This is a genomic window from Streptomyces sp. NPDC020597, assembly GCF_044335095.1.
GTDB lineage: Bacteria > Actinomycetota > Actinomycetes > Streptomycetales > Streptomycetaceae > Streptomyces.
In genome coordinates this window covers 279,183-293,184 of record NZ_JBIRUL010000010.1, presented here as the reverse complement: position 1 = coordinate 293,184, position 14,002 = coordinate 279,183, and the positions used below count along the sequence as shown (strand labels likewise).

Here is a 14,002-nt window from a genome sequence, read left to right as displayed (position 1 = left end):
CGTCTTGCACACGTTGAGGAAGAACCGCCCGCTGCGCCGCGTCGTGCTGGCGGGCGCGGCCACCGTCTCCGGGATGGTGCTGCTGCTGTCGCTCAAGCCGCACACCCCGCCCGGCGTCGCCGGGTCGGCCTTTTCCGCGCCGAACGGCGGCTCCGGCACGTCGGGCGCGACGCCCGGGTCGGGCGGGTCCACCGCCACGGGGACCCGGACGCTCACCGGTGATTCCGTCCAGACCCGCTGGGGGCCCGTCCAGGTCCGCATCACGCTGAAGGACGGGAGACTCACCGACGTCACAGCGGTCGCCTATCCCCAGGACAACCCCCGGGACCGGCAGATCAACGGCTACGCCGTCCCGCAGCTGACCAGAGAGGCGCTCACCGCCCAGAGCGCCGACATCGACACGGTCTCCGGAGCCACGTACACCAGCGACGGCTACCGTCAGTCCCTCCAGTCGGCCCTGGACTCCGCGACCCGGTCCTGACCCGGGCGCCGACCGGGGCGAACCGCGGCCGCCGATGCGTCGAACCGCCGGCCGCCCGCCCCGGCGTCAGGGCGTGCACGGCGCGCCGCCTCCGCACGGGCCGGAGCCGGCCCTGGGCGCGGTGGGACGGAGGGGGACTCCGTTGTTCCGCAACACCTCGCGGACGTGCAGGATCAGCGGGAAGACCTCCTGGTTGCGGTCCTCGCCCTGTTCGTCCCAGGCCTGCTGCTCGGCCTCCACGGCCATTCGGTCCTCCGCGAACACCCGTTCGGTGAACCGCCTGATGAACGGCCAGGCGACGTGCAGGGCCCCGGGGATCGGCGGCTTCGCGATCATGAGTAGTCCGAAGGTGTGGTTGACGCGTTGTTCGGCGTCCTGCGGCACATAGGCGGCCCACAGGGAGAACGCGGGGAGCTCGGCCTTCTCCGGGACCGCTCGCAGCGTCTGGTACGGGTACTGGGTGCGCACGGTGACGACGTCCGGCGACGAACCGCCATTCAGGCCCTCGGCGGACAGCAGACCCGCGCCCCGGTCCTTCCTCCCGCCCGCGGGGACGAACAGATACCGCGCCTCCACGAAGTCCGGACCCGTGTCGAACCCCAGCAGCCGTGGCTGGATCCTGCCGAGCACGCCCCGGTGCAGGAACTGGTGGTTCATGTCGAGCAGGTTCTCGTGCATGAACGAGTAGTGGCACCGCACGGTGCGCGAGAACGTCATGGTCCTGTGCCGGGCCGAACCGAACTCGGGCAGGTCCGGCAGGGGCGTCACGGCGGCCTTCCCGGGGTCGCCGGGAAAGACGAAGACGAGGCCGTAGGCTTCCCGGACGGGATAGGCGCGCACGCCGCGCGGCGGCCGGCCCACGCCCTTGGGCAGATACGGGATCTGCGAGATGCGGCCGTTCCCGCGGTAGGCCCAGGCGTGATAGCAGCAGCGCAGCGCGTCGCCCTCCACCACCCCCATGCTCAGGGGCACCTGACGGTGGGCGCACCGGTCCTCCAGGGCGAAGACCGTGCCGGCCTCGCCGCGGTACAGCGCGATCCGCTCCCCCGCGAACCGGGCGGCGAACGTCTTCTTCCTCGCCACGCTCCGGGACACCGCCACCGGATACCAGAAGTCCGGGTCGATCCCGCGGCGCCGGAGGTCGGGGACCGCCCCGTTCCCGTGCTCGGGCGCCGGGTACGGACCGCTCGCGGATTCAGTCTCGATTGCCTTGTCCCTTCCTTGTCCGCGCGCCGGCCGGCACTCGGGGGCGGGGCCCGTCCACCGACGCTCAGAGGCCATACGTCCCACCCCGGCGCCGAGGCCTCACGGCCCCCGCAGGCCACCACCCGGACGGCCGAGCGTGCCGCGCCGCCGCGGGGAGTGCAGCCAGCGCACGAGACGCCGACCTCGTCCAGGCTTCCCCGGGTGATCTCCTGCATCTGCCGCAGTTCACCGCGTAGGGGCTCGTCCGCGTCGTCTGCGGTCCGCTCCAGCGCCAGCAGGATCGCGGTCATGCTCTGGCCCACCTCGTCGTGCAGTTCCTGGGCGATGCGGCGTCGCTCCGCCTCCTGCGCGAGCAGGACGCGGGCGCTGCTGGACGCCCTTTCGTGCTCGAGTCGCTCGAGCATGGCGTTGAAGGCACGGATCAGTTCGGCGGTCTCGAGGCGGCCGCGTTCGGGCAGCCGCTGGCCGGGGCGCAGCAGGTCGACGGTGGCCATCAGCCGGGTGAGCCGGTCGAGCGGGGCGAGGCCGATCCGCAGCAGGGCGGCGTTGGCGACCAGCATGACGGCCAGGCCTGCCACGAGGATGACCGCCTCGGTCAGCACCACCGGCACGGAGACGGTCACCGGAGCCCACAGCAGCAGCGCGGTGGCACTGCCGAGCACCACCGCGTTGAGCGCGAAGATCCGCCAGAACAGGGACACCGGGACGACGCCTTCCTCTGCTGTGCTCCGGGAGACGGCCGTGTCTCCACGCGGGTCCTGACCAGCTTCCCCCCTGCCCGCGCCGTCGTCGATGGGCTCCGATGCCCATTTCCGCCATCCGGCGCACCCATCGTGATGGGGCACGGGACGGCCCCGGAATGGGTATCGCGCCCGATGGGATTTCGGCGGCGGCGCGGCCACCGTGGAGACAGGAACCGCCACCCGCGACCTCGGCCGCGGCCGGTCGGCTGCGAGCGGCCCCGACCCGAACCGCCCGCCGAAAGAAGGAACCGTGATGTCGCTCGACACGCCCCGGACCGCCGCCTGTCCCGAACGGCTGACGGCCCACGAGGCCCGCCAGCGCCTCGAACACGAACGCGCCTCCCGCCACGCCCAGCTGAAGGCCATCGACGAGGCCGGAGCCGGCACGGCGGAACAGGGATGGCCGCGCAGAAGGACACGGTCCGCCGGGTGCTCGCCGAGGTCGAGGCCGCGTTCGTCCGCGTCCGGGACGGCAGTTACGGCGTCTGCCGGGGCTGCTCCGGGCCCATCCCCGTCGAGCGCCTGGAGATCCTGCCGTACACCCGCTTCTGCGTCCCCTGTCAGCGCGACGCCGTCTGACCTGACGGGGCCCCGCCCGTCTCGTCCTCCCTCTCCCGCCCTGCCCTGCCCAAGGGGTTGGGAACTGCCTTTTGCTGACTGTGCAGGAGCGTGTTCTCGCGTGAGTGAGTGAGTGTCTCGGTCGGGGCGTACGGGTGCCTCGGACGGGTGTGGGTGTTCGTCCGTCGAATGCGTGACCTTTGCCCGTGGTGGTCGTTGGATCCGATGGAAAGATCCTCGGTTTGCGGGTGGGGGTGGCGGGATGGGCGGGGTGCGGGAGATGGCGGCACCGTTCGTCGCCCTGGGCCCGTCGGGTGTGGCGGTCCGTGACCGGCTCAGGCATCTGGTGGCCGGGGACGAGGAGGTCCTTCGCCTCGTCGGCGACCATCTGGGCGCACTGGCCTCCCGTGATCTGAGAGTGCGTTGCGCGGACGGGCTGGACCACGACGGTGAGCGGTGGGCCGAGCGCAAGCGCGCCCTCACGGTGAAGTCCTCCTCTCGTTGGGCGGGGTCGGTGACGAAGGCCAGCCACGATCAGTGGGCGCTGGCCCGGCGCGGGCAGCTCGCGCACATTCAGAGCCTGGAGGCGGGTGTGCGCACCATCGCCCACCGGCTGTCCCTGCCGGTCGGGGAGAAGAGCAGCAAGCGCGCTGCGGGCGGCTACCGCAGCAAGCGGGAGTGGCATGCCAAGGCCCGCCGTCTGCACGTCCTCGCCGGCCGGCTGGAGGCTGCGCGGGCGGACTGGCAAGCCGGACGCGTGCGCGTGGTGCGGGGCGGGAAGCGGCTGCTGAACACCCGCCACCACCTGGACGCGGCGCAGCTCAGCGAGGAGCAGTGGCGCAGGCGATGGCAGGCCGAGCGCCGCTTCCTGCGGGCTGATGGCGAGTCGGGGAAGCGGTTCGGCAACGAGACCATCCGCGTCAGTCCCGACGGTGAAGTGAGCCTGAAGCTTCCGGCTGCGCTGGCGCACCTGGCGAACGCCCCGCACAGCCGGTACGTGCTCTCCGCCCGCGTGCGCTTCCCGCACCGGTGCGAGCAGTGGCGTGACCGTGTGGCGGCGAACCGGGCCGTCGCCTACCGCATTCACGAAGACACCGCGAGGGGCCGCTGGTATGTGACCGCCTCCTGGACCATCCCGCCGGCCCGGACCGTGCCCCTGGCCACGGCCCGCGCGAACGGCATGGTGGGTGTCGACACCAACGCCGACCACCTCGCTGCCTGGCGTCTCGACGCACACGGCAACCCCGTCGGCCAACCGCTCCGCTTCGGCTACGACCTGACCGGCACCGCCGACCACCGCGACGCGCAGGTCCGTCACGCGCTGATCCGGCTGCTGCACTTCGCCAAACGCCACGGACTCGCGGTCGCGGTGGAGGATCTCGACTTCAGTGCGGAGAAGACCCGCGAGAAGCACGGCCGCCGCAAGAGGTTCCGCAAGCTGATTTCCGGGATGCCGGTGGCGAGGCTTCGGGCCCGGCTGGTGTCCATGGCGGCCGAACTCGGCATCCCTGTCATCGCAGTCGACCCCGCCTACACGTCCAAGTGGGGTGCCCAGCACTGGCAGAAACCCCTCACCACCACAACCAGGAAGACCACCCGCCACGACGCGGCCGCCGTGGCGATCGGAAGGCGCGCCCTGGGGCATTCGATCCGGCGACGGACGGCACCGCCCCCTGCTCACCGGAGTGATGAGCAGGGGCATCGGACCGTCCAGGCCGGACCGGGTAGCCCGGGGCGTGAGGGAAACCGCCCCCGCATCCCCGGACCACGGACACGATCCGTGCGCGCCGGATGCGGAGCGAACGCGGGAGACCAGGACGCCCAACACCGTTCGGGGCATCCGGCTGAGCATGAGTCCTGGCAACACGACTCACTTCCGCTAAGTGTGTTTAGGAACGGTGATTCGGTGCACCACCAGATCGTCGACGACCGCGACCCGACGACCCTGTCCGTCGAGGACCTCGCCGCGCTGCGCGAGAACCTGCACGAGCAGCGCCTCTTCCGCCGGGAGCAGCTGCAACAGCTCTCCTCCCCCGCCGCCACCCGCACGGACGCGGTCCTCGACCGGCGGGCCGTCTCCCAGATCGAGGTCCGCGTGAAGCTCGCCGCCTCCGCCCGCATGGTCCTCACCGACGTGGAAGCCGCCCTCGCGCGGATGGACGAGGGCCGTTACGGCGTCTGCGGGCGGTGCCGGGAGCCGATCGCCCGGGAGCACCTGATGATCGTGCCGCAGGCCCGCTGCTGCACCCGGTGCCGGCACGTCGGGGAGGCCGGACGGTGAACCCCGTGCCCGTCTCCGGCCCCCTGCCCGCCCGGCGCCGCTCGTGGCCCCGGCGCCGGCAGTGCTGGGGCATCGCGCTCGACCTGGGCAGCGCCCGCACCCGTGCCTGCTCCTCCGGCGGGCGGATGATCGTCGACGTGCCCACGGTCGGCTTCCCCGCCGCGGGCGCCACGTACCCCGTCCGGCGCGGCGCCATCGTCGACACCCCCGGGGCCGCCCGGATGCTCGACCGGCTGCTCGGCCACCGTCTGCCCCGCTTCGGCCGCCCGCTGGTCATCGTGGTCACGCCCGTGCTGGGCGGCATGGCCTACCGGACCGAGGCCCGCACCGCGGTCGAGGTCCTGCGGCCCCGTGCGTTCCTGACCGTTCCCGCCGCGCGCGCCATCGCCGTGGCCGCGGACGCCGATCCGGCCCGCCCGCTGCTGGTCGTGGACATCGGCGCCCATCTGAGTGAGGTCACCCTCCTCACCGACGGCGCGGTGACCGACGCCCGCCACACCGCGCTCGGCACCAGCGACCTGGACCGTCTCACCCCGCCCTCGCGGATCGCCGAGGCGGTCGCGGCCATGGTGGCGGCGATGCTGGACCAGGACCGCACCTCCCAGACACGCGAGGCTCTTCGGCGGGGCGCGCTCCTCGCCGGCGGGGGCGCGCTGCGCCCCGACCTCGCGTACCGCCTCACCGACCGGCTGCACGCGCCGGTCCGGCCCGTCCCCGCGCCCCACACGGCCGCGGTGCGCGGCGCCGCGACCCTCCTGCGAGCCGCCCACGCCCATCCCTCCGTCAGGGGCGTCACGGACGTGGAAGGGCGCCGCTGACCCGCCTCAGCCGCCCGCGGGGACCGGACCGACCGCGGGGCGAACGGGCGCCGCTCCTGCTCGCGCCCTGCCCCGCCTCCCCTTGCGGTGCCGCCGCCCCCGTCCCCCTTCGCGAGGGGGCTCGCCTCCCTTCAGAAAAGGGCCCGCAGCAGGCTGCCCACGAGGCGGCCCGCCATCGCCCCGAGCGTGCGCGCGACGGCGACGGTGAAGCGGCTCGTCCACGCGCGGAACGACGCCTCGCCGGCACGGCGGATCTCGGCCAGATCCTGCGCCTGCTGGGCCAGCACCCGTGCCAGCAGCGCGGCCACCCGGATGATCTCCCGTACCGCCTCCTCCACCTCGGGCGCCTCGAACCGGCGCCCGCAGGCGCAGTGGAAGCGCGTCTCCCACACGTCCCAGGTCCGCCGGCAGCCGGTGCACCGCACCCGGGACAGATCGGGATCGACGTCCAGACCGCCGTCGTCGCCTGCGCCCCGCCCCTTCGCCGGGCAGTCGCGATGGCGGCTGACGGCCCAGGAGCGCGCGCATGCCGGACAGGCGGGAAAGGCGAACTCGACCCAAGCCATGACTTTCTGACCTTCCGTCAGCCGGTCGGGGTGCGCGGGATGCGGCGCGCCCTGCGCAACTCGTCCCGGTAGGCGCGTCGGCCCGCCGTGACGGCGTTGGCCGCGATCGAGGCCAGGTCACCGAGGAGGGCGTGAACTCGGGCCAGCGAGACGCCGGCGGCCGTCGCAAGCCGGTCGGCCACGCTGCCCAGCCAGAGCCGGAAGGAGACCTCCGACAACCGGCCGATCTCCCGCAGGTTCTCCTCCTGTTCGCGCATGACCACGCGCAGGGCCTCCACCAGCGCGTCGAGGTCCTTCCCCGTCCCGGGCTCGGCGTTCATCGGCCGTCCCCCCGCTCCACACGCCGGACGAACTCCTCGAACCGGGCCCGGTCGGCGTGCAACTCCCGCCACTGGGCGTCCGAGAGGCCGTTCAGCGCATCGGCGACGGACCGCGGCGGGCGGGGTCCCGGCTGCTCACGCGTGTCCTGCGCCGACTGCGGCGGGGCGGGCGGACGAGGCTGCGGACCGGCCGCCGGGATCTCGGCCAGCGTGGTCGCCGTGGCCGCCCTCAGCAGCTTGCCGTCCACCAGGGCGGTGAAGTCCGCGAGGTCCATCCGCTGTTCCAGGACCCACCGGCGCTCTTCGGGCACCGCGTACATCATCTCCTTGAACAGGGCCGTCAGGTTGTAGAACTGACGCGCCGCGTACGACACCGCACGCCCCCGCCAGGCCGGCAGCACCCGGGTGATGCTCGCCGTGAACTCCGCCTCCCGCTCCCGCAGCGCGGCGCGCTGGAGCTCCGAGGGCAGGTTCGCGCGGGTGTTCCAGTCGTGCGGGCCGATCTCGTCGGCCTTGTTGAGTCCGAAGACCAGCCTGCCGACGAGCTCCGGGCGGGGTCCGAAGAGGTCGGCCAGCGCCTGCTGCACGAGGTGCATCATGCGGTCCTCCGCCGGGTGGATCCACACGACGGCGTCCGCGGTGGGCAGGATCTCGCCGTAGAGGTCCAGGTAGGGGCGGTAGTTGGCGACGTCGTCGCCGAGGCCCGGCATGTCGACGACCTCGAGGGTGCCGTTGCTCCCGCTGACCTCCCGTACCGGGATCGTCCAGGCGCGGTCGGTGGTCGCCTTGCTGTGGCCCACCTCCTGCCCGGCGTTGAACAGCGCGTTGACGGTCGTGGACTTGCCGACCCCGGCTTCCCCGATGAGGACCAGCCGGGGCGGCGCCTCACTGCCGAGCGCGTCCTCGTACCCCTGGAGAATCGCCGCCCTCTGGGCGGGTGAGAGACCGTCGGCCTGCTCGACCGACGTGGTGAACCGCCGCAGGCGGTCGCGAATGGATCCGGACATGGCCGTCCCCTCGTGAAGGCCTGAGCCCCGTGCCCCGGCCTTCCTCGATGCTCGCGGCCACGGCGTGTCCTGTCTGTCCCCGCCGGCGGGGACAGCAGCGGCGGCTCGGGCCCGCGCGGTCAGGGTGCGCGCACGCTCGCCTCGGCCCACGTGGAGGTGGCGGAGTTCACGACCTGTGCGTCGGCGCAGGCCGCGGTCGCGGCGAGAGCCTCGCGCAGGGCGTGCGCCCGCTGCTCGTCGCCCGGCAGGACGACCAGGGAGGCGCACACGGTCCGCGCCGCGGTCGTGCTCAGGGTGAGGGTGACCTCGTACGGCGTCGGGCCGTGGGCCAGAGCGGTGGTCAGCAGCAGGCGCAGGAACGCCGGCGGATGCGGGTCGTCGGAGTCCGACTGGATGACGACGGCACAGTCCGCGCGGCGGGCCGCGCTCAGCAGGGCGCGTACGGTGCGGTCGAACACGCCGGGGAGCTGGATCTCGTCCCGCACCGCGCTCGCGAGCAGCCGGGCCCGATCCCGGACGCCCGGGTCCTCGGGGTCGCACCGCCCGGCGCCGACGGCCGCGAGGAACGGCAGAATCTCCTCACCGAGGTCGGCCAGCCGGCTGCGGTGCGACTCCTCACGGGCCTGCCGGGCCGCCTCGGTGGCCAGCACGGCCGAGCGGTCGGCCTCCGCACGCGCCGTCGCCCCGCCCAGCCGGGCCACCGTCCGCCCGATGGCGAGGCCCGCGACGACGCCGAGCGCGGGCGCGAAGACGGCGGGCAGCACGATGGCGACGGTCTCCCCGGCGGAGGAGGCGATCGGCGGGCCGACGGCGACCAGGGCGACGAGGCCGGCCTGCTCCAGCGCCAGCGCCGTCACCGCCTCCCAGGCCGGGCGGACGATCACCAGCAGGGTCAGCAACGGCGTCACGGCGCCGATCGGCCAGGACGCGTAGTCCTTGAGGGCGGTCAAGGGCAGCACGAGGAAGCTGCCGAGCGCCCCGGCGACGGCGAACGCGCAGGCCAGGGCTGCGACCGGGCCCGCGATCCGCGAGTCCGCCCGCAGCAGGAGGCCCACGGTGAGCGCCGCGAGCAGCGCGTACCAGATCAGCAGGGGCGCGGTCCCCGGGGTCAGGGAGGTGTGGAGCACGGCGACGAGGCCCATGACGGTGAGGAAGGGCAGACAGACGGCGGCCAGCGGACGCCGCACGTCCCCGACCGCGGCCCGCATCCTGCCGAGCGTGTCCTGGGCGGCCCCTGCCACCGGGGCCGCCTGTTCGGCGTCAGCCGCCGGTGCGGCGACCGGGGGACGCCACCGCAGGTGCACGGTCGTTCCTCGGCCGGGGGCGCTGTGGACCTCGGCGCGTCCGTGGACCTCCTCCATCTCGCGGAGCACCCGGCGCCGTAACCCCACCGAAGAGGCGGCGAGTTCCGCGGCGGCGAAGCCCGTGCCGTCGTCCGTGATGCTCAGCGTGAAACCCTCGCCGCCCTCCGACTCCGGCCCCTCCGACTCCGGCCTCTCCGGCTTCGATTCCCCGGGCGCCGACCCCGCTTCTGTTTCCGTATCCGTATCCGTATCCGCTTCGGCTTCCGTTTCCGGACGAGTCGATGCGTCGCCACACCGGAGCCGTATGCGGACGGCACCGGCCGCGGCGTGTCTCTCGATGTTGCGCAGTGCCTCACGAGCCGCTGTCATCGTCGCTCCGGCCACCTGCGGCGGGACCGGGAGAACGCCGGGGGCGTCGACCGTCAGCACCGTTCCCGCGGGCGGCCGCAGCGCGCGCACGTCGGCCGCCAGATCCCTGCGGCCGCCGTGGCCCGGCGCGGCCGGAGCCGCGGCGAGCGCGGCCAGGGCGCCGGAGGCCGCCTCCCGCAGCCGGGGCGCCGGGACCCAGGGCATGCCGATGGCCTGCAGGGCCGTGCTGACCTCGTCGTGCAGCATCCCCTGGAAATGCCTGTGTGCCTCGCGCCGGCCTTCCGCCCTGCCTGCCGCCGCCCTCACCGCCCGTGCCCGACGTTGCGCCCGGTCGGCCCGGTCGCCGGCCTGGCGCATCAGCGGGACGAGCACGTCGCCGGCCACCGCCGTCGCCACCAGCGGCCAGACTCCCTCCACGGCCCCTGCGGGACCGTCCACGGACCATGAGGTGGCGACCTGCGCGCCGATCGCCGCGAAGAAGGCACAGCGTCTGGCTCCGCGGGGCAGCAGCACGGCGGCGAGCAACACGGCGGGAGCCGCCAGCAGACATCGCTGTCCGATCACGACGCGGGAGGCGCCGCCCACGGCGAGCGCCGCCTGTCCGAGGAGCGCCAGAGCGACGGCGACGCGGCTGTCCGCACGGGACAGCGTCACACGCGCCCCCCGCACGGCCGTCACCGCGCCCTGTCCGAGGAACACCACGGCCACGGCGCGGACGTCCGGCTCGCGCTCCGGACCTCCTGAGAGCAGGAGCACCGCCCAGTTGACGGCGAACAGGGTCGACAGGGCGGCCACCGCGCGCGACAGCCCGTGCTCGACGCCGTGCCGGTAGGACCCCGGTGTCAGGGACGGGCCTGTTCGGGCAGGTCCGGGCCGATGTCGATGTGGCCGTCGGCCACAGCCCGGTAGACGAGTCCTCCGGTGCCTCCCACCCGTTCGTCGGCCGCCTTCGCGTAGGCGTCGACGGCCCGTTTGCGGTGGGTGTGCACGGTGTCCTCGTCGATGTGCAGCATGCGCGCGATGTCCGTGTAGGGCAGGCCCCTGGCGATGAGTTCGAGCACCTGCACCTGCCGTGCGGAGAGCCGGACCCTGCCGCGCGGATCGTTCACGATCGAGTGGGCGAGACGGCTGGACACGTACATCTCTCCGGTGTCGACCGTGCGGATGGCCTGTACGAGTCGGTCCGGCGGATCCTCCTTCAGCACCAGGCCCAGGGCTCCTTGGTCGAGCGCCCGGCGCACCAGGGCGGGACGCTGCTCGCCGGTGAACACCAGCACCCGCGCCCCGGCTGCCCGCAGCCGGCGGACGTTGGAGGCGATGTCGCTGCCGTCGCGCAGCCGCAGGTCGAGCAGGACGACGGAGGCCACGTCGTCGCCGGTCTGCGCGTCGAGCAGGGCGCCGACGTCCTCGGCCGTCGCGACGAGCCGGATGTCGGGGCCGTGACGGGCGAAGTGGGCCGCGATGCCGTCGAGGAGGACGGGATGGTCGTCCACGGCGGCGACCTTGATGACGTCGCCGTCGCCGCCCGTCGTGTCCGGCCCCATGACACCACCCCGCCCCGCGTCGTCCGTCCCGGCGGGCCCCGTGCGCGACGTCACGTCTCCCTGTGCGCATCGTAGGCCGTGCGGACGGCCACGGGGAGGACCACGGAGCCGATCACGAAGACGATCAGGAGGACGATCGCGGGGGCCAGGCATAGTAGCCATGTAAAGTAACGCGCATGAGCAAGGGTTCCGAAGGGGCTACGCCCGGCTACCTGGTGTGGCGGCTGTCGACGAAGTGGCGTGTGGCGGTCGACCGGGCGCTGGCCCCGCTCGAACTCACCCACGCGCAGTACTCGTTGGTCGCGTCGCTGTACGGAATGCAGCGCGACGGCGAACGCCCCAGCCAGCGCAGGCTCGCCGACCACACCGGCCTGGAGCCGCTCTACGTCTCCAAGCTCGCCCGCGCCCTGGAGTCCGCCGGGCTGATCGAACGCGTCCGGGACCCGCGCGACCCCCGTGCCGTGCAGCTGTCCCTCACCGGACGGGGGCGGGACGTCACAGTGCGGGCGATCACGGTCGTGCAGGGACTGCTGGAGCGGCTGCTGGAGCCGCTCGGCGGTCTGGACGGCGACCGGACGCGGGCGTTCACGGCGGAGCTGACGACCCTCCTCGACGTCCCGCTCGGGCCCGGCGAAAGCCGGCCGGAGCCGTCGTGACGCGCAGCAGGCCGCGGCACGGCCGCCGCGGCCGTCACGGCCGCCACCTGCACCGCAGCCACCGCGTCGCCGGGCGGCGGCCGCCGCCCGGTGTAGTGGAATATTCAACTACACGGTCCGGTTGACGGCCTCGAAGGAGGTCAGCAGTGGACATGAAGTACGAGAGGGCACACGGCGGGACCGAGGAGTACTACTCCCACGGGACTCCGGCCGAACGCTGGGAGCGGGCGCAACTGTTCTTCGGGGCCCGGGAGTACAGCGCCGCGGCCCGGGTGCTGGCCGGCCTGGTCGAGGAGACGCCGGAGCAGACCGGTCCGCGCCTGCTGCTGGCCCGCGCCTACTACCACTCGGCCCAACTGCACCGCGCCGAGACCGAGTTGCGCGTCATCGTCGAACGCGACCCGGTCGAGCACTACGCCCGGCTGATGCTGGGCCGCACCCTCGAGCGGCAGGGCCGGCACGCGGAGGCCGGAGGGCACCTGCGGATCGCCTCGGCGCTCACGGGCGACTTCCCGCAGGACTGACGGCCGGGCGGTCGCACCAGGACCGTCACGTCCAGGACGGCCCGACGGCGAGCGGCCCGGCGGTGACGACCGGTCACCGCCGGGCCGCATAGGTCGTCCGCGGCGAGTCAGGCGGCGACCGCCCGCCGCTTGCGCCGGTGCGCGATCTCGCCGAGGACGACGTCCACCACGAGGAACCCAGCCAGCGGGATGCCGAGGAGCGGGACGAAGTAGCCGACCACCGCGACCAGCGCCATCAGCGGGACCAGGACGTACGGGGGCACCTGCGCCCAGGCGCCGCGCGGGATCGGCCGGCCGAAGGCGTTGCCCCGGCCGCGCTGCCACCACATCCGGTAGCCCCACACGATCAGCAGGATCAGAGCGAGCGCGAGGAGCATCAGCGCGATCTGGTTGACCAGACCGAAGAGGACGCCGGTGTGCAGGTCGATCCCGTACCGGGTCAGCTTGGCCAGCAGCGGGTAGTCGGCGAACCGCACGGTGTCGGTGACCTTCCCGGAGGCCGGGTCCACCGCGACCGCGTCCTGCTTCTCGGGCCAGCTGCGCTGCACCTGCTTGACGACGTAGGCGGACGAGGCATCGGCCGGCGGGACGATCTCGACCGGGTCACCGAGACCCTCGGCGCGCGCGGCGGCCAGGATCCTGTCCAGACCCACGCCGTGTTCGCCGCTCCCGCCGGCCTTGGAGGCCGCGTCGTGGCCGGCGTGATCGCCGCCGCCCGCGGCCGCCGACACCGACGGGGTGGCCTGGCCGAGCGAGGTGCGCAGCTCGTCGATGTTGGCGCCCGCGTAGGCCGACCAGGTCAGACCGGTCGCGGACAGGAAGAAGAAGCCGGCCGCGGCCCAGACGCCGACGGCGCCGTGCAGCCCGAGTGTGCGCCGCCGTCCGGTGACCCCGCGGACCTTGCGCTGTGCGCGCCGGCGGGAGAACCACAGCGCGACTCCGCCGGCCGCGATCACCCACAGCCAGCTCGCGGCGAGTTCGCTGTAGAGGCGGCCGTTCTCACCGAGGTGCAGATCGCGGTGGAACTCGTCGATCCAGGTGCGCAGCGGCAGCGCGCCCGTGGAGCCGTACTGCTCCAGCGCACCGCGCACCTCGCCCGTGTACGGGTCGACGAAGACCGCGAGGGTGTGTGTCGCGCCGACCCCCTCGACGCCGGACAGCATCACGCGGGTGGAGGCGTCGTCCTCGGGCGAGGGGCGCACCGCCGAGACCGTCCCCTCCGGGTGGGCCCTGCGGGCGGCGTCGACCTGCTGGGAAATCGGCAGCTTCGCGTCGCCGACGGGCACGGTCGTCTCGTGTGCGTACATGAGCTTCTCGGCCTGGAACGAGGCGGCGTACAGAAGCCCGGTGACGGCGGCGACCAGCAGGAACGGCGCCACGAACACGCCGGCGTAGAAGTGCAGACGCAGGACCAGGGGGCGCAGCGCGGCCCACGGGCCGCGGGTCTGCGGCTCGGGGGCCGCCGGCTGCGGGGCCTCTTCCGCGGCGAGGGAGGGAGCGGTGGACATCGGCGGCTTCTCCGGGGACGGGTGAGCGAACGGGGCGTGGATCGGAGCGGGACGGGGCTGTTCTCAGCCCGTGCGCTCCGGTAGTCGGGGGACTCCGCCTCCGAGTTCCCGCCACTT

The 14,002-nt window shown here is 73.6% G+C and carries 12 protein-coding genes and 2 pseudogenes; 6 read left to right on the top strand and 8 right to left on the bottom strand.

All coding sequences use genetic code 11. The annotated features are described in order from the left end of the window. Positions 1–4 precede the first annotated feature (4 nt). Positions 5–481, top strand: coding sequence for an FMN-binding protein (locus ACH4ZA_RS20300; protein ID WP_398430777.1), 477 nt, complete (start codon positions 5–7; stop codon positions 479–481). A gap of 66 nt (positions 482–547) precedes the next feature. On the opposite strand, the pseudogene ACH4ZA_RS20295 reads toward ACH4ZA_RS20300, so the two are convergent. Both ACH4ZA_RS20295 and ACH4ZA_RS20290 read right to left on the bottom strand, forming a co-directional pair. Then, a pseudogene (locus tag ACH4ZA_RS20295) lies at positions 548–1,531 on the bottom strand (Rieske 2Fe-2S domain-containing protein); the annotation flags it as partial. Further along, positions 1,444–2,388, bottom strand: coding sequence for a histidine kinase (locus tag ACH4ZA_RS20290; protein WP_398430776.1), 945 nt, complete (start codon positions 2,386–2,388; stop codon positions 1,444–1,446). The gene ACH4ZA_RS20290 and the pseudogene ACH4ZA_RS20295, both read right to left, overlap by 88 nt. A 295-nt stretch (positions 2,389–2,683) precedes the next feature. On the opposite strand from ACH4ZA_RS20290, the pseudogene ACH4ZA_RS20285 reads away from it, so the two are divergent. From ACH4ZA_RS20285 to ACH4ZA_RS20275, 3 genes and pseudogenes are all read left to right on the top strand, one after another. Then, a pseudogene (locus ACH4ZA_RS20285) lies at positions 2,684–3,009 on the top strand (TraR/DksA family transcriptional regulator). A 259-nt stretch (positions 3,010–3,268) separates the two neighbouring features. Further along, positions 3,269–5,269, top strand: a complete 2,001-nt coding sequence (locus ACH4ZA_RS20280) for an IS200/IS605 family accessory protein TnpB-related protein (RefSeq protein WP_398430774.1) — start codon at positions 3,269–3,271, stop codon at positions 5,267–5,269. Continuing rightward, entirely contained in the window at positions 5,266–6,087 is an 822-nt protein-coding gene (locus ACH4ZA_RS20275; protein ID WP_398430772.1) for a hypothetical protein, read from the top strand. Before ACH4ZA_RS20280 ends, ACH4ZA_RS20275 begins: the two co-directional genes overlap by 4 nt. Before the next feature lie 131 nt (positions 6,088–6,218). Here the strand turns inward: ACH4ZA_RS20275 and ACH4ZA_RS20270 are convergent, their stop codons facing one another. The 5 genes from ACH4ZA_RS20270 to ACH4ZA_RS20250 all read right to left on the bottom strand — a co-directional run bounded on the left by ACH4ZA_RS20270 (position 6,219) and on the right by ACH4ZA_RS20250 (position 11,251). Beyond that, a complete protein-coding gene (locus ACH4ZA_RS20270; RefSeq protein ID WP_398430770.1) occupies positions 6,219–6,653 on the bottom strand; it encodes a hypothetical protein in 435 nt (144 codons plus the stop codon). Positions 6,654–6,670: 17 nt separating this feature from the next. Further along, entirely contained in the window at positions 6,671–6,973 is a 303-nt protein-coding gene (locus tag ACH4ZA_RS20265) for a hypothetical protein (RefSeq protein ID WP_398430768.1), read from the bottom strand. Then, complete coding sequence (locus ACH4ZA_RS20260) at positions 6,970–7,980, bottom strand: GTPase family protein (protein WP_398430767.1); 1,011 nt, start codon at positions 7,978–7,980, stop codon at positions 6,970–6,972. Before ACH4ZA_RS20260 ends, ACH4ZA_RS20265 begins: the two co-directional genes overlap by 4 nt. 119 nt (positions 7,981–8,099) lie before the next feature. Further along, positions 8,100–10,448, bottom strand: coding sequence for a hypothetical protein (locus ACH4ZA_RS20255; RefSeq protein ID WP_398430764.1), 2,349 nt, complete (start codon positions 10,446–10,448; stop codon positions 8,100–8,102). Positions 10,449–10,495: 47 nt separating this feature from the next. Further along, a complete protein-coding gene (locus tag ACH4ZA_RS20250) occupies positions 10,496–11,251 on the bottom strand; it encodes a response regulator (RefSeq protein WP_398430763.1) in 756 nt (251 codons plus the stop codon). 122 nt (positions 11,252–11,373) lie between these two features. On the opposite strand from ACH4ZA_RS20250, the gene ACH4ZA_RS20245 reads away from it, so the two are divergent. Together ACH4ZA_RS20245 and ACH4ZA_RS20240 are read left to right on the top strand one after the other, a co-directional pair. Next, positions 11,374–11,853 carry a MarR family winged helix-turn-helix transcriptional regulator gene (locus ACH4ZA_RS20245; RefSeq protein WP_398430761.1) on the top strand — a complete coding sequence of 160 codons (480 nt, stop codon included), beginning with the start codon at positions 11,374–11,376 and terminating at the stop codon, positions 11,851–11,853. Between the two features lie 152 nt (positions 11,854–12,005). After that, positions 12,006–12,377 carry a tetratricopeptide repeat protein gene (locus ACH4ZA_RS20240; RefSeq protein WP_398430760.1) on the top strand — a complete coding sequence of 124 codons (372 nt, stop codon included), beginning with the start codon at positions 12,006–12,008 and terminating at the stop codon, positions 12,375–12,377. Positions 12,378–12,484: 107 nt separating this feature from the next. Here the strand turns inward: ACH4ZA_RS20240 and ACH4ZA_RS20235 are convergent, their stop codons facing one another. Next, entirely contained in the window at positions 12,485–13,885 is a 1,401-nt protein-coding gene (locus tag ACH4ZA_RS20235) for a PepSY-associated TM helix domain-containing protein (protein ID WP_398430759.1), read from the bottom strand. Positions 13,886–14,002: the final 117 nt, after the last annotated feature.